Annotated in this window: 20 protein-coding genes; 17 read left to right on the forward strand and 3 right to left on the reverse strand. The window is 69.4% G+C overall.

All coding sequences use genetic code 11. The features are described 5' to 3' along the window. Positions 1 to 50 precede the first annotated feature (50 nt). The 17 genes from PM1_RS06740 to PM1_RS06820 all read left to right on the forward strand — a co-directional run bounded on the left by PM1_RS06740 (position 51) and on the right by PM1_RS06820 (position 18,387). Positions 51 to 992 carry a class I SAM-dependent methyltransferase gene (locus tag PM1_RS06740; RefSeq protein ID WP_024128504.1) on the forward strand — a complete coding sequence of 314 codons (942 nt, stop codon included), beginning with the start codon at positions 51 to 53 and terminating at the stop codon, positions 990 to 992. Between the two features lie 102 nt (positions 993 to 1,094). Further along, positions 1,095 to 1,838 carry a YkgJ family cysteine cluster protein gene (locus tag PM1_RS06745; protein WP_009616519.1) on the forward strand — a complete coding sequence of 248 codons (744 nt, stop codon included), beginning with the start codon at positions 1,095 to 1,097 and terminating at the stop codon, positions 1,836 to 1,838. Positions 1,839 to 2,010: 172 nt separating this feature from the next. After that, positions 2,011 to 3,630, forward strand: coding sequence for a methyl-accepting chemotaxis protein (locus PM1_RS06750; protein WP_009616520.1), 1,620 nt, complete (start codon positions 2,011 to 2,013; stop codon positions 3,628 to 3,630). Beyond that, positions 3,605 to 4,105: a chemotaxis protein CheW gene (locus PM1_RS06755; RefSeq protein ID WP_009616521.1), complete on the forward strand. Its 501-nt coding sequence runs from the start codon at positions 3,605 to 3,607 to the stop codon at positions 4,103 to 4,105. The genes PM1_RS06750 and PM1_RS06755 overlap by 26 nt, the downstream gene beginning before the upstream one ends. Continuing rightward, on the forward strand, positions 4,102 to 5,343 hold the full coding sequence (locus PM1_RS06760; RefSeq protein WP_009616522.1) for a CheR family methyltransferase: 1,242 nt from the start codon (positions 4,102 to 4,104) through the stop codon (positions 5,341 to 5,343). The genes PM1_RS06755 and PM1_RS06760 overlap by 4 nt, the downstream gene beginning before the upstream one ends. After that, the gene (locus PM1_RS06765) at positions 5,336 to 6,004 is read left to right on the forward strand and encodes a chemotaxis protein CheW (protein ID WP_009616524.1); all 669 of its coding nucleotides are present in this window, start codon (positions 5,336 to 5,338) and stop codon (positions 6,002 to 6,004) included. The genes PM1_RS06760 and PM1_RS06765 overlap by 8 nt, the downstream gene beginning before the upstream one ends. Beyond that, complete coding sequence (locus PM1_RS06770; protein ID WP_009616526.1) at positions 6,001 to 8,253, forward strand: hybrid sensor histidine kinase/response regulator; 2,253 nt, start codon at positions 6,001 to 6,003, stop codon at positions 8,251 to 8,253. Before PM1_RS06765 ends, PM1_RS06770 begins: the two co-directional genes overlap by 4 nt. A 267-nt stretch (positions 8,254 to 8,520) precedes the next feature. Next, positions 8,521 to 9,528, forward strand: a complete 1,008-nt coding sequence (cheB, locus tag PM1_RS06775) for a chemotaxis response regulator protein-glutamate methylesterase (RefSeq protein ID WP_009616528.1) — start codon at positions 8,521 to 8,523, stop codon at positions 9,526 to 9,528. A gap of 36 nt (positions 9,529 to 9,564) precedes the next feature. Further along, positions 9,565 to 10,587, forward strand: coding sequence for a response regulator (locus PM1_RS06780; RefSeq protein WP_009616530.1), 1,023 nt, complete (start codon positions 9,565 to 9,567; stop codon positions 10,585 to 10,587). Positions 10,588 to 10,665: 78 nt separating this feature from the next. Beyond that, positions 10,666 to 11,761, forward strand: a protein-coding gene (prfB, locus tag PM1_RS06785) for a peptide chain release factor 2 (protein WP_152604464.1) whose coding sequence is annotated in 2 segments (ribosomal slippage) — positions 10,666 to 10,737 and positions 10,739 to 11,761 — 1,095 coding nt in all. Because the reading frame shifts where the segments join, the coding sequence is not laid out codon by codon here. Positions 11,762 to 11,879: 118 nt separating this feature from the next. After that, positions 11,880 to 13,385, forward strand: coding sequence for a lysine--tRNA ligase (gene lysS, locus PM1_RS06790; RefSeq protein ID WP_009616532.1), 1,506 nt, complete (start codon positions 11,880 to 11,882; stop codon positions 13,383 to 13,385). A 407-nt stretch (positions 13,386 to 13,792) separates the two neighbouring features. After that, complete coding sequence (locus PM1_RS06795; RefSeq protein WP_009616533.1) at positions 13,793 to 14,506, forward strand: TetR/AcrR family transcriptional regulator; 714 nt, start codon at positions 13,793 to 13,795, stop codon at positions 14,504 to 14,506. 54 nt (positions 14,507 to 14,560) lie between these two features. Beyond that, positions 14,561 to 15,124, forward strand: a complete 564-nt coding sequence (locus tag PM1_RS06800) for a hypothetical protein (RefSeq protein WP_009616534.1) — start codon at positions 14,561 to 14,563, stop codon at positions 15,122 to 15,124. Then, a complete protein-coding gene (locus PM1_RS06805; RefSeq protein WP_009616535.1) occupies positions 15,121 to 16,425 on the forward strand; it encodes a flavohemoglobin expression-modulating QEGLA motif protein in 1,305 nt (434 codons plus the stop codon). The genes PM1_RS06800 and PM1_RS06805 overlap by 4 nt, the downstream gene beginning before the upstream one ends. Positions 16,426 to 16,572: 147 nt before the next feature. Further along, complete coding sequence (locus tag PM1_RS06810) at positions 16,573 to 17,493, forward strand: alpha/beta hydrolase (RefSeq protein WP_043300120.1); 921 nt, start codon at positions 16,573 to 16,575, stop codon at positions 17,491 to 17,493. Further along, a complete protein-coding gene (locus PM1_RS06815) occupies positions 17,490 to 17,822 on the forward strand; it encodes a hypothetical protein (protein WP_009616537.1) in 333 nt (110 codons plus the stop codon). Before PM1_RS06810 ends, PM1_RS06815 begins: the two co-directional genes overlap by 4 nt. A gap of 46 nt (positions 17,823 to 17,868) precedes the next feature. Beyond that, on the forward strand, positions 17,869 to 18,387 hold the full coding sequence (locus tag PM1_RS06820; RefSeq protein WP_009616538.1) for an O-acetyl-ADP-ribose deacetylase: 519 nt from the start codon (positions 17,869 to 17,871) through the stop codon (positions 18,385 to 18,387). Positions 18,388 to 18,848: 461 nt separating this feature from the next. Here the strand turns inward: PM1_RS06820 and PM1_RS06825 are convergent, their stop codons facing one another. From PM1_RS06825 to PM1_RS06835, 3 genes are all read right to left on the reverse strand, one after another. Beyond that, positions 18,849 to 19,628, reverse strand: a complete 780-nt coding sequence (locus PM1_RS06825) for an OmpA family protein (RefSeq protein WP_009616539.1) — start codon at positions 19,626 to 19,628, stop codon at positions 18,849 to 18,851. 45 nt (positions 19,629 to 19,673) lie between these two features. Next, entirely contained in the window at positions 19,674 to 20,075 is a 402-nt protein-coding gene (locus PM1_RS06830) for a DUF4398 domain-containing protein (protein ID WP_009616540.1), read from the reverse strand. Between the two features lie 182 nt (positions 20,076 to 20,257). Further along, a complete protein-coding gene (locus PM1_RS06835) occupies positions 20,258 to 22,522 on the reverse strand; it encodes a heavy metal translocating P-type ATPase (protein WP_009616542.1) in 2,265 nt (754 codons plus the stop codon). Positions 22,523 to 22,554: the final 32 nt, after the last annotated feature.

A 22,554-nucleotide genomic window follows, 5' to 3' on the forward strand; every position in this document is an offset into this window, starting at 1 on the left:
TTGCGCCGATCCTGTCCAGAATGGCCGCCCCTTTTTCCAGCCCCGACGCCATGAACGCACAAGCCCTCGACGTACTCCTGCAACAGCTGCTGGCCGCTTTGGAGGCGCCGCCCGCCGAGGTTCGCCGCCTGTTCCACGGCCGCGGCCGGCGCTGGCCGGGGCTGGAGCATGTGACCGCGGACTGGCTGCAGGGCGTGCTGCTGGTGTCGCTGTTCCGCGAGCCGGGCGAAGATGAACTGGCGGCGCTGGAGCGCCTGCTGCTGGGCCTGTGCGAGTCGCCGCAATGGCGCGCCAGCGGCGCCGAGGCCTTGCTGCTGCAGCACCGCTACCGCCCGGACAGCGCGATGCAGGCCCTGTTCGGCGAGGTGCCGGAGGAGCGCGTGGTCAGCGAGAACGGCCTGCGCTACCTGCTGGACCTGGGGCGCAAGCAGAACAACGGCCTGTTCCTCGACATGCGCCTGGGCCGCCAGTGGGTGCAGGCCCGGGCCGCCGGGCAGCGGGTGCTCAACCTGTTTGCCTACACCTGCGGCTTCTCGGTGGCGGCCATCGCCGGCGGCGCCGAGCACGTGGTCAATCTGGACATGGCGCGCGCCGCGCTCAGCCGCGGGCGCGACAACCACCGGCTGAACGGCCACGACCTGTCGCGGGTGGAGTTTCTCGGCCACGAGCTGTTCAAGTCCTGGGGCAAGGTGAAGAAGTCCGGGCCCTACGACCTAGTGATCATCGACCCGCCGTCGTTCCAGAAGGGCAGCTTCGCCCTCGGCAAGGACTACCCGCGCATCCTGCGCCGCCTGCCCGAGCTGCTGGCGCCCGGCGGCCGGGTGCTGGCCTGCGTCAACGATCCGTCCGTGAGCCCGGCCTTCCTCATCCAGGGCATGGCCGCCGAGGCGCCGGAACTGGCCTTCGTCGAGCGCCTGGACAACCCGCCGGAGTTCGCCGACGTCGATGAGGATGCGGCGCTCAAGGCGCTGGTGTTCGCCTACCCGGGCTAAGCCCGCACCTGGATGTAACACCTGGCACACAATCTGCTCCGCATCGGCCATGGCACGGAAAACGCCGGTTTTCCGTCATCCCCTGGCCACGGAGCGAATCCCATGCGCTTTTCCTGCAACGGTTGCGGCAAGTGCTGCCATGACCACCACGTACCCCTGACCCTCGACGAATCCCGCGACTGGGTGGCCGACGGCGGCAGCCTGATCGTCCTGCTGGAAGCGGTGCTGGACGACGGCGCCGGGCTGCCGGAGGGGCAGCGCGAGCACGTGCTGCGCCGCTCGCTGCCGGTCCGCTGCGGCAGCACCCAGGCGCACCTGGCGATCACCTTCGCCGCCTTCAACCAGGGCGCCTGCCGCCACCTGGGCAGCGACATGCGCTGCGGCATCTACGAGCGGCGGCCGCTGGTGTGCCGCATCTATCCCATGGAGATCAACCCGCACATCCCGCTGCGCGCGGAGGCCAAGGACTGCCCGCCGCAGGTCTGGGACGAGGGCCCGGAGCTGATCGTCGGCGGACGCCTGGTGGACACCGAACTGGCGGCGCTGGTCGAGCGCTCGCGCCAGGCCGACCGCGAGGAGATCGCCGCCAAGGCGGCCATCTGCGAGCGCCTGGGCATCAGCGTCTCGGCGCTCAAGGGCGACGGCTTCACCGCCTACCTGCCGCAGCGCAAGGCCTTCCTGGCGGCGCTGGACGCGGTGCGCGCGCAGACGCCGGCCAGCTCCGCGGCGGACTGGCAGTTGCATGTCTCCAGCGACGACCTTGCCCGCCAACTGGAGGAAACCGGGGCGATGATCGCCGCCCTGCTGAGCGACGACTGCGCCTTCATTCCCCTGCGCGCGGCCTGATGGGGGAGGGGATGGCCGGGTAGTAGTCCTTCGGAATAATGACGCCGAAAATTCGCCGGTGCGGATAATATATGCGGCATTTTCCGCTAGAACTGAAAAGAAGGCTGACGCCAATCTGCCTTCGTCTGCAGGTTTTACCTGTCAGACAGCCGATCATCACCAGGGGAATACTGTGAAGAATTGGACGCTCCGCCGACGTATCCTGGCCAGCTTCGCGGTCGTGATCGCGATCATGTCGCTGATGGTGGTGGTTTCCTACATCGCCCTGCTCGCCGTCGAGCGCGACTCGCGCAGCGTCAGTACCGACGCCATGCCGGGCACCTATGCGCTGACCACGGTGCGTAGCACCTGGACCGACACTATGCTGCGCACCCAGGCCCTGGTCGGCCTGGGCGACGGCAAGCCGCTGGACGCCGCCGGCCGCCAGGGCTTCCGCGAACTGCACGAGACCCTGCTGCAGCGCATCGCCACCTACGAGGCCACCGTGCACGCGTCGGCCGACCGCGAGCTGCTGGCCCGCTACAAGCAGCAGGCGCTGGACTTCCAGGCGCAACTGGAGCAACTGCTCGACCTCTACGACAAGGACCACCAGGCCGCCCGCCAGTCGCTGCTGCACGACCTGCTGCCGGCCTGGGAGAAGGGCCGGCAGACGCTCAACGAGCTGATCGCGCTGAACCGGCAGATCGCCGATGCGGCGGTCATCGCCATCGTCCACCAGGTGGAGCTGGCCGAGGCCGCCATGCTGGTCTCGCTGCTGCTGGCCATCGTCGCCGCCGGCGTCCTCGGCCTGCTGCTGATGCGCGCCATCACCGGCCCGGTGGAGAAGGTGGTGAAGACCCTCCAGACCATGAGCGGCGGCGACCTCACCGCGCGCCTGGCGCTGGAGCGCAACGACGAGTTCGGGGTGATCGAGAGCGGCTTCAACGGCATGGCCGAGGAGCTCAAGGCCCTGGTGGCGCAGGCGCAGCGCTCGGCCATCCAGGTCACCACCTCGGTCACCGAGATCGCCGCCACTTCCAAGCAGCAGCAGGCCACCGCCACCGAGACCGCCGCCACCACCACCGAGATCGGCGCCACCTCGCGGGAGATCGCCGCCACCTCGCGGGACCTGGTGCGCACCATGACCGAGGTCTCCAGCGCCGCCGAGCAGACTTCCACCCTGGCCGGCTCCGGCCAGTTGGGCCTGGCCCGCATGGAAGAGACCATGCACCAGGTGATGGGTGCCGCCGAGCTGGTCAACGCGAAGCTTGCGATCCTCAACGAGCGCGCCGGCAACATCAACCAGGTGGTCACCACCATCGTCAAGGTCGCCGACCAGACCAACCTGCTCTCGCTCAACGCCGCCATTGAGGCGGAGAAGGCCGGCGAGTACGGCCGCGGCTTCGCCGTGGTGGCCACCGAGGTGCGCCGCCTGGCCGACCAGACCGCGGTGGCCACCTACGACATCGAGCAGATGGTCCGCGAGATCCAGTCGGCGGTGTCCGCCGGGGTGATGGGCATGGACAAGTTCTCCGAGGAAGTGCGCCGCGGCATCGCCGAGGTCGGCCAGGTCGGCGAGCAGCTGTCGCAGATCATCCACCAGGTGCAGGCCCTGGCGCCGCGGGTGCAGATGGTCAACGAAGGCATGCAGGCGCAGGCCACCGGCGCCGAGCAGATCAACCAGGCCCTGGTGCAACTGGGCGAGGCCACCGGGCAGACCGTGGAGTCGCTGCGCCAGGCCGGTTTCGCCATCGACGAGCTGAACCTGGTGGCCAATGGACTGCGCAATGGCGTCTCGCGCTTCAAGGTCTGAGGCCGGCGGGCGGCTGTACCTGCAGTTCCGCCTGGGCGCCGACCGCTACGCGCTGGACGTGCACGAGATCGTCGAGGTCCTGCCGCTGCGGCGCTTCAAGCAGGTGCCCGAGGCGCCGGCCTGGGTGGCCGGGCTGTTCGTCCACCGCGGCGAACTGCTGCCGGTGCTCGACCTCAGCCAGATCGCCTGCGGCCGCCCGGCGCCGCGGCACACCAGCACGCGCCTGGTGCTGGTGGACTACCGCTTCGCCGGCAGCGGCCCGCAGCGGCGCCTGGGGCTGATCCTGGAACAGGCCAGCCAGACCCTGCGCCGCGACCCGGCGGCTTTCCGCGACTACGGCCTGGAGCCTGGCGAGGCGCGTTACCTGGGGCCGGTGCTGGAAGATGCCGAGGGCCTGCTGCAGCGCGTGCAGGTGGACGAACTGCTGCCCGAGCACGTGCGCGAACTGCTCCTGGCCCAGGGTGAGCGGCCATGAGCGACGAGCGTTTCAGCCAGTTGCTCAAGGCGCGCATCGGCCTGGACGCGGAGTCGGTGGGCGAGGCGGTCATCGCCCGTGCCGTGCGCCAGTGCGCCAACCGCAGCAGCGGCGGCGACCTGGAAGCCTATTGGCTGCGCCTGCAGGGCTCCGCCGAGGAACAGCAGGCGCTGATCGAGGCGGTGATAGTCCCGGAGACCTGGTTCTTCCGCTACCCCGAATCCTTCGCCACCCTCGGCCGCCTGGCCCTGCGCCGGCAACTGGAACTGGCCGGCGCGCGGCCCCTGCGCCTGCTCAGCCTGCCCTGTTCCACCGGCGAGGAGCCGTACTCCATCGCCATGGCCCTGCTCGATGCGGGGCTGCCGGAAGCGGCCTTCCAGATCGACGCCCTGGACGTCAGCCCGGCCTCGCTGGAGCGCGCGGCCCATGGCGTGTACGGGCGCAACTCGTTCCGCGGCAGCGAACTGGGTTTCCGCGACCGCTACTTCCACGCCGAGGGCCCCGACTACCGCCTCGACGAACGGGTGCGCCGCCGCGTGCGCCTGCGCCGCGGCAACCTGCTGGCGCCCGGCCTGCTGGCCGAGGAGGCGCCCTACGACTTCCTGTTCTGCCGCAACCTGCTGATCTATTTCGACCGCGACACCCAGGAACGCGCCGTGCAGGTGCTGCTGCGCCTGGTACGCGAGGACGGCGCGCTGTTCATCGGCCCGGCCGAGGCCAGCCTGACGTCGCGCCCGGGGCTGCGCGCGCTGGGCGTGCCGCAGTCCTTCGCCTTCCTGCGCGTGACCGCGGAGCCCGAGGCGCCGGCGGCCAGGCCGCGCCCCACCATGCAAACCACGCCACCGCCCGCCATGGCGCCGCGCCCGGCACCGCGCCGCGCGCCTCCGCCGCCACCCGCCAGGCCGGCGGTAGCGCCGCCGAGCGGTGCCGAACAGGGCCTGGCGGAAATCGCCCGGCTGGCCAACCAGGGCCAGACGGCCCAGGCCCGCGCCGCCTGCGAGGCCTACCTGGCCCAGCACGGCCCGGCGGCCCAGGCCTATTACTGGCTCGGCCTGCTGGCCGATGCCGAGGGCCGCAACGAACAGGCCCAGGGCTACTACCGCAAGGCGCTGTACCTGCAGCCCGACCACCAGGAAAGCCTGCTGCAGCTGGCCGCCCTGCTGGCCGCCCGCGGCGACCGGGAAGGCGCGCGGCGCCTGCAGGAGCGCGCCGCGCGAGGAGTGAAGCGCGATGCCTGAGCAGCGCTACCACCTGCACCCGGAGGCCGCCGAACAGGCGGTGGACGACTGCTGGAACCGCATCGGCATCCGCGGCGACAAGTCCTGCCCGCGGCTGGCCGAACACATCCACTGCCGCAACTGCCCGGTCTACGCCGCCGCCGCCGTGCGCCTGCTGGACCGCTACGCCCTGGGCGCCGAAGGCGAGCAGGCCGCCAGCGTCGAGGACGAGGCGCCGCCGGGCGACGCCTACCTGCTGTTCCGCCTCGGCGAGGAATGGCTGGCCCTGCGCACCCTGGCGCTGGCGGAGGTGGCGCCGAACTGCCCGGTGCATTCGCTGCCGCACCAGCGCTCGCCGGTCGTGCTGGGCGTGGCCAACGTGCACGGCGCGCTGGTCGCCTGCCTGTCGCTGGCCGAACTGCTCGGCCTGCCGCCTTCTGCCGCGCGCGAGGACGAGGGCCGCCGGCTGCCGCGCATGCTGGTGCTGGCGACCGACAGCGGGCCGGTCCTGGCGCCGGTGGACGAGGTGGACGGCATCCACCCGCTGGCGCCGGGCCAGGCGCGCGTCGCCACGGCGGCCGGCAGCCGTTTCACCCACGACGTGCTGAAGTGGCGCGAGCGCAGCGTGCGCCTGCTCGACCACCAGGCCCTGCTTGCCGCCGCCGCCCGGAGCCTGGCATGACCCCCGAGCAGATGAAGGACGCCTCGCTGCTGGAACTCTTCCGCCTGGAGGCCGAGGCCCAGGCCCAGGCGCTCGGCCAGGGCCTGCTGGCGCTGGAGCGCGAGCCGCGCCAGGCCGCGCAGTTGGAGGCCTGCATGCGCGCCGCGCATTCGCTCAAGGGCGCCGCGCGCATCGTCGGCCTGGACGAGGGCGTGCAGGTCGCCCACGTCATGGAGGAATGCCTGGTGGCCGCCCAGGACGGCCGCCTGCTGCTGGGCGCGGAGCACATAGATGCGCTGCTGGCTGGCACCGATATCCTGCTGCACATCGCCGACGTCCAGGCCGAGCGTGCTGCCCAGGCGCGCGCGGCAGTGCCCGGCCTGGTGCAGCGCCTGGAGACACTGCTGGGCGCGGAGCCTGCGCAGCCCGCCGCACCTGTCGCCGCCGAGGCGCCGCCGGCTGCGCCGCCAGAGCCACCGGCCGAAACCGCCGAGCCGGCGCCCGCCGCAGTCGAGAAAAAGGGCGAGGAGGGCACCGGCCGGGTACTGCGCGTCACCGCCGAGCGCCTGAACCAGTTGCTCGATCTTTCCAGCAAGGCCCTGGTCGACTCCCAGCGCCTGCAACCGCAACTGGCCTCGATGCAGCGCCTGAAGCGCCTGCAGGCCACCGTCAGCCGCCTGCTCGACGGCGCCCGCGACGCCGCCGGCGCCAGCCTCGACCCGCAGGCCCAGGCCTTCCTCGCCGATGCCCGGCGTCTGGTCGGCGAGTGCCAGCAACTGCTGGGCGAACAGATGGCCGAGCTGGACGAATTCGCCTGGACCACCTCGCAGCGCGCCCAGACCCTCTACGACAGCGCCCTGGCCTGCCGCATGCGGCCCTTCGCCGACGTGCTCGGCGGCCAGGCGCGCATGGTCCGCGACCTCGGCCGCGAGCTGGGCAAGTCGGTGCGCCTGGAGGTGGACGGGGTGTCCACCCAGGTCGACCGTGAGGTCCTGGAAAAACTCGAAGCGCCGCTGACGCACCTGCTGCGCAACGCCGTCGACCACGGCATCGAGACGCCGGACGCGCGGCGCCGGGCCGGCAAGCCGGAGCAGGGGCTGATCCGCCTGCTGGCGCGGCACCACGCCGGCATGCTGGTGCTCGACCTGCGCGATGACGGCGCCGGCGTCGACCTGCAGCGCCTGCGCGAAGGCATCGTGCGCCGTGGCCTGTCCACCGAGGAGACGGTCACGCGGCTGTCCGAAGAGGAACTGCTGGCCTTCCTCTTCCTGCCCGGCTTCAGCCTGCGCGAGCAGGTCACCGAGGTCTCCGGCCGCGGCGTCGGCCTGGACGCCGTGCAGCACATGGTGCGCCAGCTGCGCGGCGGCATCCGCATGGAGCAGGTGGCAGGGCAGGGCAGCCACTTCCACATCGAGGTGCCGCTGACCCTCTCGGTGGTGCGCAGCCTGGTGGTGGAAATCGGCGGCGAGGCCTACGCCTTCCCCCTGGCGCACATCGAGCGCATGCGCAGCCTGGCGCCGGAGGAGATCGTGCAGATCGAGGGCCGGCAGCAGTTCTGGCACGAGGGCCGGCACGTCGGCCTGGTGGCCGCGCACCAGTTGTTGCAGCGCCCGGAAGGCCGTGCGCCGGAGGGCGACATCCCGCTGGTGCTGATCCGCGAGCGCGACAACCTGTACGGCGTGGCGGTGGAGCGCTTCATCGGCGAACGCACCCTGGTGGTGATGCCGCTGGACGCACGCCTGGGCAAAGTCCAGGACGTGTCCGCCGGCGCCGTGCTGGACGACGGCACGCCGGTGCTGATCCTCGACGTCGAGGACATGCTGCGCTCGGTGGACAAGCTGCTGGCCAGCGGCCGCCTGGAGCGCATCGACGCCGGCAACCGCCAGGGCGCGGCGCTGCGCAAGCGCGTGCTGGTGGTGGACGACTCGCTCACCGTGCGTGAACTGGAGCGCAAGCTGCTGGCCGGCCGCGGCTACGACGTGGCGGTGGCGGTGGACGGCATGGACGGCTGGAACGCCCTGCGTTCGGAGCGCTTCGACCTGGTCATCACGGATATCGACATGCCGCGCATGGACGGTATAGAACTGGTCGGGCTGATCCGCCGCGACGCCCGCCTGCAAGCCCTGCCGGTCATGGTCGTGTCCTACAAGGACCGCGAGGAGGACCGCCGCCGCGGGCTCGATGCCGGCGCCGACTACTACCTGGCCAAGGCCAGTTTCCACGACGAGGCCCTGCTGGATGCGGTGGTCGACCTGATCGGAGGTGCGTAGGGTCGGCTCCCGTTTCGGCGCGGCCGCGACGGAGCCGCATTTTGCGCAGAGCAAGGCGCGAGGAGAGAGGTTTGGTTATTCCAAATGAACGACGAGTAACGCGGCGCTGCGCAAAATGCGGCCCGTCCCTTCGGGTTGCGCGGCAAATCACGCCATGCGTCGTTGCGGGACTTGCCAAGGGAGCGACCATTGCCTGCGTCCCGCGCCTAGCCTGGCGTGATTTGTCGCGGCAACGCGGCTCGCGCCGAAACGGGAGCCGACCCTAAGATGAGAATTGGCATCGTCAACGATATGCCTCTGGCGGTGGAAGCGTTGCGCCGGGCCTTGGCCTTCGAACCTACGCACCGCGTGCTGTGGGTCGCCAATAACGGTGCCGAGGCGGTGGAAATGTGCGCCGCGCAGACTCCCGACGTGGTGCTGATGGACCTGCTGATGCCGGTGATGGACGGTGTGGAGGCCACGCGGCGGATCATGGCCGCCTCGCCCTGCGCCATCATCGTGGTCACCGTGGACCTGGAGCAGAACCTCTCGCGGGTGTTCGAAGCCATGGGCTGCGGCGCGGTGGACGCGGTGAACACCCCGGCGCTGGGCGTCGGCGATTCCCTGGAGGCGGCCCGCCCGCTGCTGCGCAAGCTGCAGAACCTGGCCTGGCTGTCGGCCCCGGGCAATACCCGGCCGCGCAGCGAGGTCGCCGTGCGCGAAAACCCGGCCAAGGTCCGTCGCCTGGTGGCCGTGGGCGCTTCGGCCGGCGGCCCGGCGGCCCTGGCCGAGCTGCTGGGCAAGCTGCCGGCGAGCTTTTCCGCGGCCATGGTGGTGGTGCAGCACGTGGACGAAGTGTTCGCCGCCGGCATGGCCGAATGGCTGGCCAGCCAGGCCCGCATCCCGGTGCGCCTGGCGCGCAACGGCGAAGTGCCGCAGCCCGGCTGCGTGCTGCTGGCCGGCACCAACGACCACATCCGCCTGCAACGCAACGGCGAGCTGGCCTACACCGCCGAGCCCTGCGGGCACATCTACCGGCCCTCGATCGACGTGTTCTTCGACAGCGTGGCCGACAACTGGGTGGGCCAGGCCACCGGCGTGCTGCTCACCGGCATGGGCCGCGACGGCGCCCAGGGCCTGAAGCACATGCGCGAACGCGGCTTCCTGACCCTGGCCCAGGACCAGGCCAGCAGCGCCGTGTACGGCATGCCCAAGGCCGCCGCGGCGATCGGCGCCGCCACCGAGATCCGAGCCCTGGGCGACATCGCCCGGCGCCTGGGCGAACTGTACGGCTGACATTCCGGAGGCAGCGCCAGCGGCGCCACGACGACGATGAACCCCAAGCATAGCGAGAACCCCTTGATCACTCCGGACGACACCGCGGTCATGGTCCTGCTGGTCGACGACCAGGCCATGATCGGCGAGGCCGTGCGCCGCGCCCTGGCCGAGGACGGCGGCATCGACTTCCACTTCTGCTCCGACGCCACCCAGGCCATCGAGCAGGCCCTGCAGATCCGCCCGACGGTGATCCTGCAGGACCTGGTGATGCCCGACACCGACGGCCTGGAGCTGGTGCGCCAGTACCGCCGCCACCCGCAGACGCGCGACATCCCGATCATCGTCCTGTCGACCAAGGAGGAGCCGCAGGTCAAGAGCGCCGCCTTCGCCGCCGGGGCCAACGACTACCTGGTCAAGCTGCCCGACGCCATCGAGCTGGTGGCGCGGGTGCGCTACCACTCGCGCTCCTACCTCGCCCTGCAGCAGCGCGACGAGGCCTATCGCGCCCTGCGCGAGAGCCAGCAGAAGCTGCTGGAGACCAACCTGGTGCTGCAGCGGCTGATGAACTCCGACGGCCTCACCGGGCTGTCCAACCGCCGCCACTTCGACGAGTACCTGGAAATGGAATGGCGCCGCGCCCTGCGCGAGCAGAGCCAGCTGTCGCTGCTGCTGATCGACGTCGACCACTTCAAGGCCTACAACGACACCTTCGGCCACGTCGCCGGCGACGAGGCGCTGCGCCGCGTCGCCGGGACCATCCGCGAAAGCTGCGCGCGCTCCTCCGACCTGCCGGCGCGCTACGGCGGCGAGGAGTTCGCCATCATCCTCCCGGGCACCTCGCCGGGCGGTGCGCGGCTGCTGGCGGAAAAGCTGCGGCTGACCGTGCAGGCCCTGGGTATCGCCCACGAGCAGCCGGATTCCGGTGCGGTGCTGACGGTCAGCGTCGGCGTGGCGACCCTCACCCCGGGGCAGGGCGAAAGCTGCCTGCGGTTGATCGAACACGCCGACCGCGCGCTCTACAACGCCAAGCACGGCGGACGCAACCAGGTGGGGGTGGACGGCGGCGCAACCGGCTGACGCACAGCCGCCCACGGGCGGCTTTCTCGGGTATACTTCCGGGTTTTTCCACGCCATTACCCGTGAGTGCTGACCGCCATGGAAATCCAACCGATCCTCAACAGCATCAAGGACCTCTCCGACCGTACCCAGTCCATTCGGGGGTATCTTTGACTACGATCTGAAACATGATCGTCTGATCGAAGTAAACCGCGAACTGGAAGACCCGGCGGTCTGGAACAAGCCCGAATACGCCCAGAACCTGGGCCGCGAGCGCGCCATGCTGGCGCAGATCGTCGAGACCCTCGACGAGCTGACCGGCGGCCTGGCCGACTCCCGCGACCTGCTCGACATGGCGGTCGAGGAGAACGACGAAGGCGCGGTGAACGACGTCGAGACCGAAGTCCAGCGCCTGCGCGAAATCCTCGAGAAGCTGGAATTCCGCCGCATGTTCAGCGGCGAGATGGACCCGAACAACGCCTACCTGGACATCCAGGCCGGCTCCGGCGGCACCGAGGCCCAGGACTGGGCCAACATGCTGCTGCGCATGTACCTGCGCTGGGCCGACAAGAACGGCTTCGACGCCGAGATCGTCGAGCTGTCCGAGGGCGAGGTCGCCGGCATCAAGGGCGCCACCGTGCACATCAAGGGCGAGTACGCCTTCGGCTGGCTGCGCACCGAGATCGGCGTGCACCGCCTGGTGCGCAAGAGCCCGTTCGACTCCGGCAACCGTCGCCACACCTCGTTCACCGCGGTGTTCGTTTCGCCCGAGATCGACGACAACATCGAGATCGAGATCAACCCGGCGGACCTGCGCATCGACACCTACCGTTCGTCCGGCGCCGGCGGCCAGCACGTGAACACCACCGACTCCGCGGTGCGTATCACCCACGTGCCGACCAACACCGTGGTGGCGTGCCAGAACGAACGCTCCCAGCACGCCAACAAGGACACCGCCATGAAAATGCTGCGGGCCCGGTTGTACGAGCAGGAGATGCAGAAGCGCACCGCCGCCTCGCAGGCGCTGGAAGACACCAAGTCCGATATCGGCTGGGGCCACCAGATCCGTTCCTACGTGCTCGACCAGTCGCGCATCAAGGACCTGCGTACCGGCGTGGAACGCAGCGATTGCGACAAGGTGCTCGACGGCGACCTCAACGAATACCTGGAAGCCAGCCTTAAACAGGGCCTGTAGACCGCACCCCGTAGGAGCGAGCTTGCTCGCGAACCCGCTGAAGAGCTTCGCGAGCAAGCTCGCTCCTACAGTTGTTATCCCTAATTGAATGAATCGACGCCAGGCAGATAGAACGACCATGAGCGACCAACAACTCGACCAGCACGAGCTGCAACAGGAAGAAAACAAGCTGATCGCCCAGCGCAAGGAAAAGCTTGCCGCCGTGCGCGAGGCCAGGGCCATCGCCTTCCCCAACGACTTCCGCCGCGACGCCTATTTCGCGGACCTGCAGAAGCAGTACGCCGACAAGACCAAGGAAGAGCTGGAAGCCGCAGCCATCCCGGTCAAGGTCGCCGGTCGCATCATGCTCAACCGTGGCGCCTTCATCGTCCTGCAGGACAGCAGCGACCGCCTGCAGGTCTACGTCAACCGCAAGACCCTGCCCGAAGAGACCCTGGCCGAGATCAAGACCTGGGACCTGGGCGACATCATCGGCGCCGAAGGCACCCTGGCCCGCTCCGGCAAGGGCGACCTGTACGTCGACATGAGCAGCGTGCGCCTGCTGACCAAGTCGCTGCGCCCGCTGCCGGACAAGCACCACGGCCTGACCGACACCGAGCAGCGCTACCGCCAGCGCTACGTCGACCTGATCGTCAACGAGGAAACCCGCCACACCTTCCGCGTGCGTTCCCAGGTGATCGCCCACATCCGCCGCTTCCTGTCCGAGCGCGGTTTCCTCGAAGTGGAAACCCCGATGCTGCAGACCATCCCCGGCGGCGCCGCGGCCAAGCCCTTCGCCACCCACCACAACGCGCTGGACATGGCCATGTTCCTGCGCATCGCCCCGGAGCTGTACCTCAAGCGCCTGGTGGTCGGCGGTTTCGAGAAGGTCTTCGAGATCAACCGCAACTTCCGCAACGAAGGCGTCTCGACCCGGCACAACCCCGAGTTCACCATGCTCGAGTTCTACCAGGCCTACGCCGACTACGAAGACAACATGGACCTGACCGAGGAACTGTTCCGCGAGCTGGCCCAGGCGGTGCTCGGCACCACCGACGTGCCCTACGGCGACAAGGTCTTCCACTTCGGTGAGCCGTTCGCCCGCCTGTCGGTGTTCGACGCCATCCTCAAGTACAACCCGGACATCACCGCGGCTGACCTGCAGGATGTCGAAAAAGCCCGCGAGATCGCCAAGAAGGCCGGCGCCAAGGTCCTCGGCCACGAAGGCCTGGGCAAGCTGCAGGTAATGATTTTCGAGGAGCTGGTGGAGCACAAGCTGGAACAGCCGCACTTCATCACCCAGTACCCCTTCGAAGTCTCCCCGCTGGCCCGCCGCAACGACCGGGACCCGAGCGTCACCGACCGCTTCGAACTGTTCATCGGCGGCCGCGAGATCGCCAACGCCTACTCCGAGCTGAACGACGCCGAAGACCAGGCCGAGCGCTTCATGCTGCAGGTCAAGGAGAAGGACGCCGGCGACGACGAGGCGATGCACTACGACGCCGACTTCATCAACGCCCTGGAATACGGCATGCCGCCCACCGCCGGCGAAGGCATCGGCATCGACCGCCTGGTGATGCTGCTGACCAACTCGCCGTCGATCCGCGACGTGATCCTGTTCCCGCACATGCGCCCGCAGGCGTAACCGCTGGAGCAAGTGGAGAAGCCGCCTTAGGGCGGCTTTTTCGTGTCTGAGGGCAAGGCTCTTCGTAGGAGCGAGCTTGCTCGCGAACGGTGCTTGCCGGGGATTTGGGCGCTGGGTTTGAGAGCGCCCTCTCCCCAGCCCTCGGCTGCGCGCCCCGCCCTGAAGGGAGAGGGGACCGTTCGGCGTGTTCGGGGGGTTCGGCGTTAGCCGGCTAGCACAGAGATTACCGACTGAAACCACTCCTCCTCTCGGCACGGACAAGCCCCCTCTCCCTTCAGGGAGAGGGCAGGGGAGAGGGTGCGGAGGCCACCTCATGCACCCACATACCCGGGAGGCACCCCGCCCCAATTGATTCCCCAAGCAAAAGCCCGAACAATGCGCCATCGCCCGCGAGCGGAGGAAAGACCGTGCCCCGAGCAGTTTCCAGAGACAGCGCCGCCCAGGCCGCCAGTGCGGTGGCCGAGAGTGTCCAGTACCAGGGCCGCAAGGCCGCCCGCCAGGGCAGCGAGCAGCGCCGCCAGGCGATCCTCGACGCGGCCATGCGCATCATCGTCCGCGAGGGCGTGCGGGCCGTGCGGCATCGGGCGGTGGCGGCCGAGGCGGACGTGCCCTTGTCGGCCACCACCTACTACTTCAAGGACATCGACGACCTCATCACCGACACCTTCGCGCTCTTCGTCGAACGCAGCGCCGAAGCCCTGTCGGCCTTCTGGGCCAGCGTCGAGGGTGACCTGCAGGCTCTGGCCGCCGGCCTCACCGGCAGCCCCGAGGCGCGCCGCGAGCTGGCCGACCGCATCACCGAGCTGGCCATCCAGTACGTGCGCGTGCAGCTCACCGAGCGCCGCGAGCACCTGCTGGCCGAGCAGGCGTTCCGCCAGGAGGCGTTGCTCAACCCGCGCCTGGAACAGCTGGCGCAGAGCCACAGGCGCATCCTCTCCCTGGGCGTGGTGCACTTCTTCGAGGTGCTCGGCTCGCAGCAGCCGGAACAGGACGCCAAGGTGTTGACGGCCATCATCCTGCAGATGGAGTATCAGGGCCTGCTGGATGGCGTGGAGCACCTGGACACCGTGGAAATGCGCGCCATCCTGACCCGCTACCTGTACCTGGTGCTGGGCCTCTGAAGCCCGCCGACGACCCCATATGGCGTGCCGCCCGCGGCCCCTGAGGAGACTTCGATGAAAGCCTGGCGCGCCTTGCTGCTGTTGAGCATCTTCCTGCTCGGCGGCTGCCTGGTGACCTTCAAGGAGCCGATCCCGGCGAAGGAGGCCGCGCCCAAGCAGTTGCTCGGCCAGTGGTCGCGGATCGACGAATACGGCGAGGAACAGTTCCTCGAGATCAGCCGCACCGGCGAGGGCCTGTACCGCGCCTTCAGCTACTACGACGACAGCGGCAACACCGACAGCGCCGAGGACCTGCCCTTCACCGTGGTCCACCACGGCCAGCGCTGGTACCTGTCCGTCGAACTGCCCAAGAGCCAGGGCGGCAACTACGTGCTGGCCGGCTTCGAGATCACCGACAAGGACGAGCTGGTGGTCTACTCGCTGGACGTCGAGCAGATCCTCCAGGCCATGGCCAAGGGCACCCTGCAGGGCCAGAAGGTGGACAGCGAGCAGGGCGCCGGCGCCCTGGTGGCCAGCCCCCTGGGCGACGTCCTGGCCTACCTGGACGAGCCCGCCAACGCCGAAGTCTTCAACGAAGCGCTACGCTTCCAGCGAGTGACTCCGGGAGAACGCCCATGAACCCGCGGCGCAAGAAAAGCACGCCCAGCGAGTACCAGCAGATCATCCGCGGCCTGTCCGACCGCCTGGTGGAGGCGCAGACGCCGATCCGCGTGCTCGATGCCATCAAGTGGGACGACAGCGTGCGCGCGGACTTCCTCAAGGGCCGCGGCAAGCACGCGCCCAAGGTCGACCGCGGCTACTACGACGGCCGCCCGCTGGCCTTCGACGGCAACGCCAAGAAGCAGGAATTCCAGAACCTGGAGCGCGACATCACCCGCCAGCTCGGCCAGTTCAACCCGGTGGGGCAGATCATGCGGCGCATGTGCCGCGAGTACCGCATGGTCATCCGCATGCTGGAGGCGCGCGGCACCCAGGACTTCGGGCTGATCTCCCAGGAACTCTACGGCTCGGCCTCCGACGCCTTCCACGCCGGTGACCCGACCCTGGCCGACCTCGGCCTGATGCTATCGGACTACCTGAACAATATCGCCGACCGCGGCGACCTCAAGGACGAACCCAAGACGCTCACCGCCAAGGAAGCGGTGGCCATGCTGCAGGAGCGCCTGAACAAGACCTTCGGCGAGGCCGAGGACACCATCCGCGTGTTCGAGTCCGACGGTATAGTCGCCGACGCCGCGGCCGGCGCCGACTACATCAAGGTGCGCGCCGACGCCATGTTCAACGAGCGCGACGTGCGCGCCCTGGAGGTCCACGAGGGCCTGGTGCACGTGGGCACCACCCTGAACGGGCAGAACCAGCCGATCTGCACCTTCCTGGCCAAGGGCCCGCCGTCCTCCACCGTGACCCAGGAGGGCCTAGCCATCCTCATGGAAGTGATCGCCTTCGCCTCCTACCCCACGCGCCTGCGCAAGCTGACCAACCGCACCCGCGCCATCCACATGGCGGAGGAGGGCGCGGACTTCCTCGAGGTGTTCGGCTTCTACCGCGAGCAGGGCTACAGCCAGGAAAGCAGCTACCAGAACGCCAGCCGGGTGTTCCGCGGCTCCACGCCCGGCGGGCTGCCGTTCACCAAGGACCTGTCGTACCTCAAGGGCTTCATCCTCATCTACAACTACATCCAGCTCGCGGTGCGCAAGGGCAAGCTGGAGCAGATCCCGCTGCTGTTCTGCGGCAAGGCCACCCTGGAAGATATGCGCACCCTGCGCCAACTGGTGGACGAGGGCCTGGTGGTGCCGCCGAAGTACCTGCCACCGCAGTTCCGCGACCTCAACGCGCTGTCGGCCTGGATGTGCTTCTCCAACTTCCTCAACCACCTGAGCCTGGACCGCATCGAGGCGGACTACGCGAATATCCTCTAACGCCATGCCGACCCGCCTGGACTCCGTAGGATGGCGTTGAGCGAAGCGATACCCATCAATGGGAATCGCTCCGCTCGTCCCATCCTACGAAAGCGCTTCTGTGCCGCCAGTGTGGGAGCGATCCCCGGCCCCAAGGATGACCCGACCATGACCCACCGCTTCAAGGCCGCCGCGCTGTCCCTGCTGCTTCTGCTCGGCGGCTGCAGCTCGCTGCTGTTCTACCCCAGCCCCGACGTGGCCATTACCCCGGCGCGGGCCAAGCTGGACTACCGCGACGTCACCCTCACCACCGCCGACGGCGTGAAGCTCGCCGGCTGGTGGCTGCCGGCCAAGCCCGGCGTGCCGGTCAAGGGCACGGTGCTGCACCTGCACGGCAACGGCGGCAACATGGCCTGGCACCTGGGGGCCACCTTCTGGCTGCCGGAGCAGGGTTACCAGGTGCTGATGCTCGACTACCGCGGCTACGGCCATTCCCAGGGCGAGCCCAGCCTGCCGGCGGTGTACCAGGACATGGACGCCGCCTTCGCCTGGCTGGACAAGGCCCCCGAGGCCCAGGGCAAGCCGCTGATCCTGCTCGGCCAGAGCCTGGGCGGCGCCATGGGCGTGCATTACCTGGCGCTGCATCCCGAGCGGGTGAAGCAACTCAAGGCCGTGGTGCTCGACGGCGTGCCCGCCAGCTACCGCGAAGTGGCGCGCTACACCCTGGGCACCGCCTGGCTGACCTGGCCGCTGCAGATTCCGCTGTCCTGGTTCGTGCCCGATGGCGACAGCGCGATCCGCGCCATGCCGCGACTTTCTGGCGCACCCGTGCTGTTCTTTCACAGCATCGACGATACCATCGTGCCCCTGGACAACGGCCTGAGCCTGTACAAGGCGGCGCGGCCGCCGAAAGTCTTCCAGCTGACCCGCGGCGGGCACGTGGAAACCTTCGGCGAACCGACCTGGCGCGAAGTGATGCTGCGCTTCCTCGACGACCCGCAGCACTTCAGCGGCCTGCGCCGCCTGGCCGAAGTCCCCAACACCGATCCGCCGGCCGAGCCGGCCAGCCAGTCCCAGGGCAAGCCATGACCACCAGCACCGACCGCAACATGATCCCGTACATCCTCACCGCCATCGGCAGCATCATCGTCAGCGTGGGCACGCTCTGGTACTACGGCTACCTGCACTTCGCCAAGGAGCAGGACGCCCTGCTGCTGGCCGAGTTCACCATGCTCAAGAGCATTCCCGGGCAGGACGTGAAACTCTCGCTGGAGCCGGCCAACCAGATCGCCCAATGCATCGACGGCGTACTGGTGCTGTTCGACACCACCCAGAAGGGCCTCTCCGGCGTGCTGGTGGACAACAAGAAGCACGCCGTGCGCTGCGCCGGCGAGGAAACCCCGCAGGAAGTCCGTTGACGGCATGCTTCGGGGCCAGTCTGGGAGCAACCTGGAGGGCGCGACCATGAGCAACCCCGAAATCCACGTCTGGCAGGGCGACATCACCACCCTGCGCATCGACGCCATCGTCAACGCCGCCAACAGCTCGCTGCTCGGCGGCGGCGGCGTGGACGGCGCCATCCACCGCGCCGCCGGCCCGGAACTGGCGAACCATTGCCGCAACCTGGGCGGCTGCAGGACCGGCGAGGCCAGGATCACCCCTGGCTTCCGCCTGCCCGCCGCCCACGTCATCCACACGGTAGGCCCGGTCTGGCGCGGCGGCGGCCACGGCGAGCCGGACCTGCTCGCCGCCTGCTACCGCAACAGCCTGGCGTTGGCGGAGGAGCATGAGCTGGAGGGCATCGCCTTCCCCGCCATCAGCTGCGGAATCTACGGTTATCCCCTGGAAGCGGCGGCCAGCATCGCCGTCGCCGAACTGCGCCGCCAGCGCCCCGCCGGCAGCAGCCTGCAACGTCTGTTGCTGGTGCCTTTCGCCGAAGACATGGCCGAACTCTACCGACGCCTGCTGCGGGGTGGCGCGTAGGCGCCGACTGCGCCGTGCTCGCCGGCAATGTAGGAGCGGGCCCTGCCCGCGAAATCGTCCTACATGGGAAGGGTGCGGGTGGGGCAGCGTAGGAGCGGATCTCATCCGCGAATCGCGCCGGTGGTTCCGGCTATCGCGGACAAGGTCCGCTCCTACGGTGGGATAGGTGTCGCACAGTAACCTGTAGGAGCGGGCCCTGCCCGCGAATCGCGCGCAGGGCGCGCTCCTACGATGGGAAAGGTGCGGGTGGGGCGGCGTAGGAGCAACTGTCTTGCGCCGAGGCGCTCTTCGTAGGATGGGTTGAGCTTGCGATACCCATGCTGCCGTGGTGATAGGTATCGCTTCGCTCAACGCCATCCTACGAAAACCCGTGCGTCCTGGAACCGTAGGATCTCATCCGCGAAGCGGGCCGGTGGTTCCGGCTATCGCGGACAAGGTCTGCTCCTACATGGATAGCCGCGTCAGTAATCGCTATTCACCGACGACCGCGGCACCACCGGCTTGGCGTCGTTGGAGATGGTCACTTCCACCCGGCGGTTCTGCGCGCGGCCGGAGGATGTGGCGTTGCTCGCCACCGGGTAGTCCTTGCCGTAGCCGCGGGTGGTCACCCGCGCCGGGTCCACGCCCTGGGCCAGCAGGGCCATGCGCACCGAGTCGGCGCGGCGTTCGGACAGGCCCTGGTTGTAGCCGGCCGAGCCGCTGCTGTCGGTGTAGCCCTCGACCAGCACCTTGCGCTCGGGGTTCTGCTGCAGGTAGCTGGCCAACTGCTGGATGTTGTGGCTGGCCTCGGGCTTGAGGTCGGCGCGGTCGAGGTCGAAGAGCACGTCGCCGAAGGTCACCAGGGTGCCGCGCTGGGTCTGCTTCGCCTGCAGCTCCTTGAGCTGCTGGGTGCGCACGTCCAGGCGGGCCTGGGTGCGCTGCGCCGAGGCGTTCTGCAGCTGCCCTTCGGCGCTCTTCAGGGCGATGGTCTGGTTGGCCAGGTTGATGCGCTGCTGCGTCAGGTAGGCCAACTGGTCCACGTCCTGCTGCTTCTCGCCGTCACGGTAGGCCTTGTCGGCCTTGGCCAGCCAGTCGCCGGCGTCCTTGGTTTCCAGGGCCGCGAGCTGGGTGGCCTGGGGTTGCGCCTGCAGGGCGGAGTAGTCGCTGCGGGCCTTCTCCAGGTTGGCGTTGGGCTCGTGGGCGCAGGCGGCCAGCAGCAGCGCCAGGCTGGAGAGGGCGGGGAGGGCGATGAGTTTACGCATGGCTGTCGTCCTTAATGATCCGGAGGGGGGAATGGGGAAGGGCGCCTACTGCTGTGGCTGCTGGAGCTTCTGCAGCCCTTCCTCGCGGATTTCCATCACGCCCTGCTGGGCGTCCTTGACGGCGTTCTGCGCCTTGACCGCCTGCGACTTGCGCTCGGCCACGCGGGCGTCCCATTCGGCCTGCTGGGCCAGGCGCCTGGCCTGCTCGTATTCCTTGTCGTTGAGGGTGATGCGCGCCTGGGCGAGCTTGTCCTGGGCGGTCTTCATCTCCAGCGGCGCGTATTGCGGGCCGCCGGCGCTGACCGCGGCGTTCACCGCCGATTCGGTGACTGCCATCTGTTCGCTCGGCGGGTTGCCGGCGCAGCCGGCCAGGGCCAGGGCGCCGAGGCCGGCCAGCAGGCCCGTGCGCAGGAAGGCGAGGCGGGGTTGGTGTGTTTTCAGTTCCATTGTTCGAGTCCTCTCGTCTGGGGAACGCGGATTCTCAGCGGGCGGTGCCCGGCCCGGCCGTTCGCAGCCCTGCGCTGCGGCGTTGTCCCGTGATGGCCAGGTACTACTGGGGACTTGAGGACTTGTCCGAGGGTTCAAAAAAATGGCCGCCCGGCGAGGCGGCCATGTCTGCGGCGCGGCTTTCAGAAGCGCAGGCGGAGCAGGCGCAGGCCGTTGAACACCACCAGCAGGCTGGCGCCCATGTCGGCGAACACCGCCATCCACAGCGTGCCCAGGCCGGCCAGGGTGAGGGCCAGGAACACGGCCTTGATGCCCAGCGCCAGGCTGATGTTCTGCACCAGCACGGCGTGGGTGCGGCGCGACAGGCGGATGAACTGCGGCAGCTTGCGCAGGTCGTCGTCCATCAGCGCCACGCCGGCGGTCTCGATGGCCGTGTCGGTGCCCGCCGCGCCCATGGCGAAGCCGATGTCGGCGCGGGCCAGGGCCGGAGCGTCGTTGATGCCGTCGCCGACCATGCCCACCCGCGCGCCGCCGGCCTGGTGCTGCTCGACCTCGCGCAGCTTGTCCTCGGGCAGCAGGTTGCCGCGGGCCTGGTCGATGCCCACCTGGGCGGCGATGGCGGCGGCGGTGTGCGGGTTGTCGCCGGTCAGCATCAGTGTCTTCACGCCCAGGCCGTGCAGCTCGACGAGGGCCTCGCGGCTGGTCTGCTTGACCGCGTCGGCCACGGCGAACAGGGCCAGCGGGCCTTCGTCGTCGAGCAGCACGATGACGGTCTTGCCCTGTTGCTCCAGGGCGTCGAGGCGTGCTTCCAGCGCCGCCGAGCACAGTCCCAGTTCCTCCACCAGGCGATGGTTGCCCAGGTGGTGCAGGCGGCCGTCGACCAGGCCCTTCACGCCGCGGCCGGGGATGGCCTCCAGCGCGTCGACGCCGTACAGCGCCAGGCCATCGGCCTCGGCGGCGCGGGCCACGGCCTGGGATACAGGGTGGTCGGAACGTGCCGCCAGGCTCGCGGCCAGGACCCGGGCGCGCGCCTCGTCGCCGCGCAGGCCGTGGAAATCGGTCTGCGTCGGGCGGCCCTCGGTGAGGGTGCCGGTCTTGTCCAGGGCCAGCCATTGCAGTTGGCGGCCCAGTTCGAGGAACACCCCGCCCTTGATCAGGATGCCGGCGCGCGCCGCCGCCGACAGGCCGCTGACGATGGTCACCGGGGTGGAGATCACCAGCGCGCAGGGGCAGGCGATCACCAGCAGCACCAGGGCGCGGTACACCCAGTCGAGCCAGGCGCCGCCGAAGGCCAGCGGCGGGATGAGCGCGGTGGCGATGGCGATGAGGATCACCACCGGCGTATAGATGCGCGCGAACTGGTCGACGAAGCGCTGCGTCGGCGCCCGCGAGCCCTGGGCTTCTTCCACGGCGTGGATGATCCGCGCCAGGGTGCTGTCGTCGGCGCCGCGGCTCACCGCATACTCCAGCGCGCCCTCGCCGTTGATGCTGCCGGCGAACAGGGGGTCACCGGCCTGCTTTTCCACCGGCAGGCTCTCGCCGGTGATGGGCGCCTGGTTGACGCTGGAGCGGCCCTCGACCACCTCTCCATCGAGGGCGATGCGCTCGCCGGGGCGCACGCGCACGCGCTCGCCCACGGCCACCGACTTGGCCGGCACGTCCTGCCACTGCCCGTCGCGCAGCACCGTGGCCTGTTCCGGGGCCAGTTGCAGCAGGCCGCGGATGGCGCTGCGCGCGCGTTCCAGGGAGCGCGCCTCGATCAGCTCGGCGATGGCGAACAGCACCGCGACCATGGCCGCTTCCGGCCACTGGCCGATGAGCATGGCGCCGGTCACGGCGATGCTCATCAGCGCGTTGATGTTCAGGTCGCGGTTCTTCAGGGCGATCCAGCCCTTGCGGTAGGTCGGCAGGCCGGCGCCGAGGATGGCCGCCAGCGCCAGGCCGGCCACCAGCCACTGCGGGCCGAGGGCGAACCATTCGCAGACTTCCGCGGCCAGCGCCAGCACCCCGGCCAGGGTCAGCGGCCACCAGGGCTTGTGCCTGGCCGGGGCGCTGGCGAGCGGCTGGCCGTCTTCCACGGCCTCGGCCTGCATGCCCAGGGAGGCGACCAGCTTCTGCAGCGGCTCCAGGCTGTCGAAGCGGTGCTGTACCTTGAGCAGGCGCTGCATCAGGTTGAATTCCAGCTGCTCCACCGCCGGCAGCTTGCCCAGGGCGTCGCGCAGCAAGCGCTCCTCGGTGGGGCAGTCCATGGCCTCGATGCGCAGGCTGCTCCAGCGCAGCTCACCGGTGGCGGCGGCCGCGGCGGCGCCCAGCGCCGGTTCGGCGTGGCGCGGGCGCTCGTGGTGGTGGTCATGCCCATGCTCGTGTTCATGGCGATGCACGGCGGCGGGGGCGTGGTCGTGGCAGCAGGGCCCGCATCCAGGCTGGCGGCTGTTGGCGTCGGTCATCAGGTCGTTTCCCATTTGACGGTATGCTTGCG

The organism is Pseudomonas sp. M1 (genome assembly GCF_022760135.1).
GTDB lineage: Bacteria > Pseudomonadota > Gammaproteobacteria > Pseudomonadales > Pseudomonadaceae > Pseudomonas > Pseudomonas citronellolis.

Excerpts from the sequence above, each read along its gene's own strand:
- PM1_RS06740 (WP_024128504.1), top strand. The coding sequence starts at position 51 with ATGAACGCACAAGCCCTCGACGTACTCCTGCAACAGCTGCTGGCCGCT.
- PM1_RS06745 (WP_009616519.1), top strand. The coding sequence starts at position 1,095 with ATGCGCTTTTCCTGCAACGGTTGCGGCAAGTGCTGCCATGACCACCAC.
- PM1_RS06755 (WP_009616521.1), top strand. The coding sequence starts at position 3,605 with ATGGCGTCTCGCGCTTCAAGGTCTGAGGCCGGCGGGCGGCTGTACCTG.
- PM1_RS06760 (WP_009616522.1), top strand. The coding sequence starts at position 4,102 with ATGAGCGACGAGCGTTTCAGCCAGTTGCTCAAGGCGCGCATCGGCCTG.
- PM1_RS06765 (WP_009616524.1), top strand. The coding sequence starts at position 5,336 with ATGCCTGAGCAGCGCTACCACCTGCACCCGGAGGCCGCCGAACAGGCG.
- PM1_RS06770 (WP_009616526.1), top strand. The coding sequence starts at position 6,001 with ATGACCCCCGAGCAGATGAAGGACGCCTCGCTGCTGGAACTCTTCCGC.
- cheB (WP_009616528.1), top strand. The coding sequence starts at position 8,521 with ATGAGAATTGGCATCGTCAACGATATGCCTCTGGCGGTGGAAGCGTTG.
- PM1_RS06780 (WP_009616530.1), top strand. The coding sequence starts at position 9,565 with ATGAACCCCAAGCATAGCGAGAACCCCTTGATCACTCCGGACGACACC.
- lysS (WP_009616532.1), top strand. The coding sequence starts at position 11,880 with ATGAGCGACCAACAACTCGACCAGCACGAGCTGCAACAGGAAGAAAAC.
- PM1_RS06800 (WP_009616534.1), top strand. The coding sequence starts at position 14,561 with ATGAAAGCCTGGCGCGCCTTGCTGCTGTTGAGCATCTTCCTGCTCGGC.
- PM1_RS06805 (WP_009616535.1), top strand. The coding sequence starts at position 15,121 with ATGAACCCGCGGCGCAAGAAAAGCACGCCCAGCGAGTACCAGCAGATC.
- PM1_RS06810 (WP_043300120.1), top strand. The coding sequence starts at position 16,573 with ATGACCCACCGCTTCAAGGCCGCCGCGCTGTCCCTGCTGCTTCTGCTC.
- PM1_RS06815 (WP_009616537.1), top strand. The coding sequence starts at position 17,490 with ATGACCACCAGCACCGACCGCAACATGATCCCGTACATCCTCACCGCC.
- PM1_RS06820 (WP_009616538.1), top strand. The coding sequence starts at position 17,869 with ATGAGCAACCCCGAAATCCACGTCTGGCAGGGCGACATCACCACCCTG.
- PM1_RS06825 (WP_009616539.1), bottom strand. The coding sequence starts at position 19,628 with ATGCGTAAACTCATCGCCCTCCCCGCCCTCTCCAGCCTGGCGCTGCTG.
- PM1_RS06830 (WP_009616540.1), bottom strand. The coding sequence starts at position 20,075 with ATGGAACTGAAAACACACCAACCCCGCCTCGCCTTCCTGCGCACGGGC.
- PM1_RS06835 (WP_009616542.1), bottom strand. The coding sequence starts at position 22,522 with ATGACCGACGCCAACAGCCGCCAGCCTGGATGCGGGCCCTGCTGCCAC.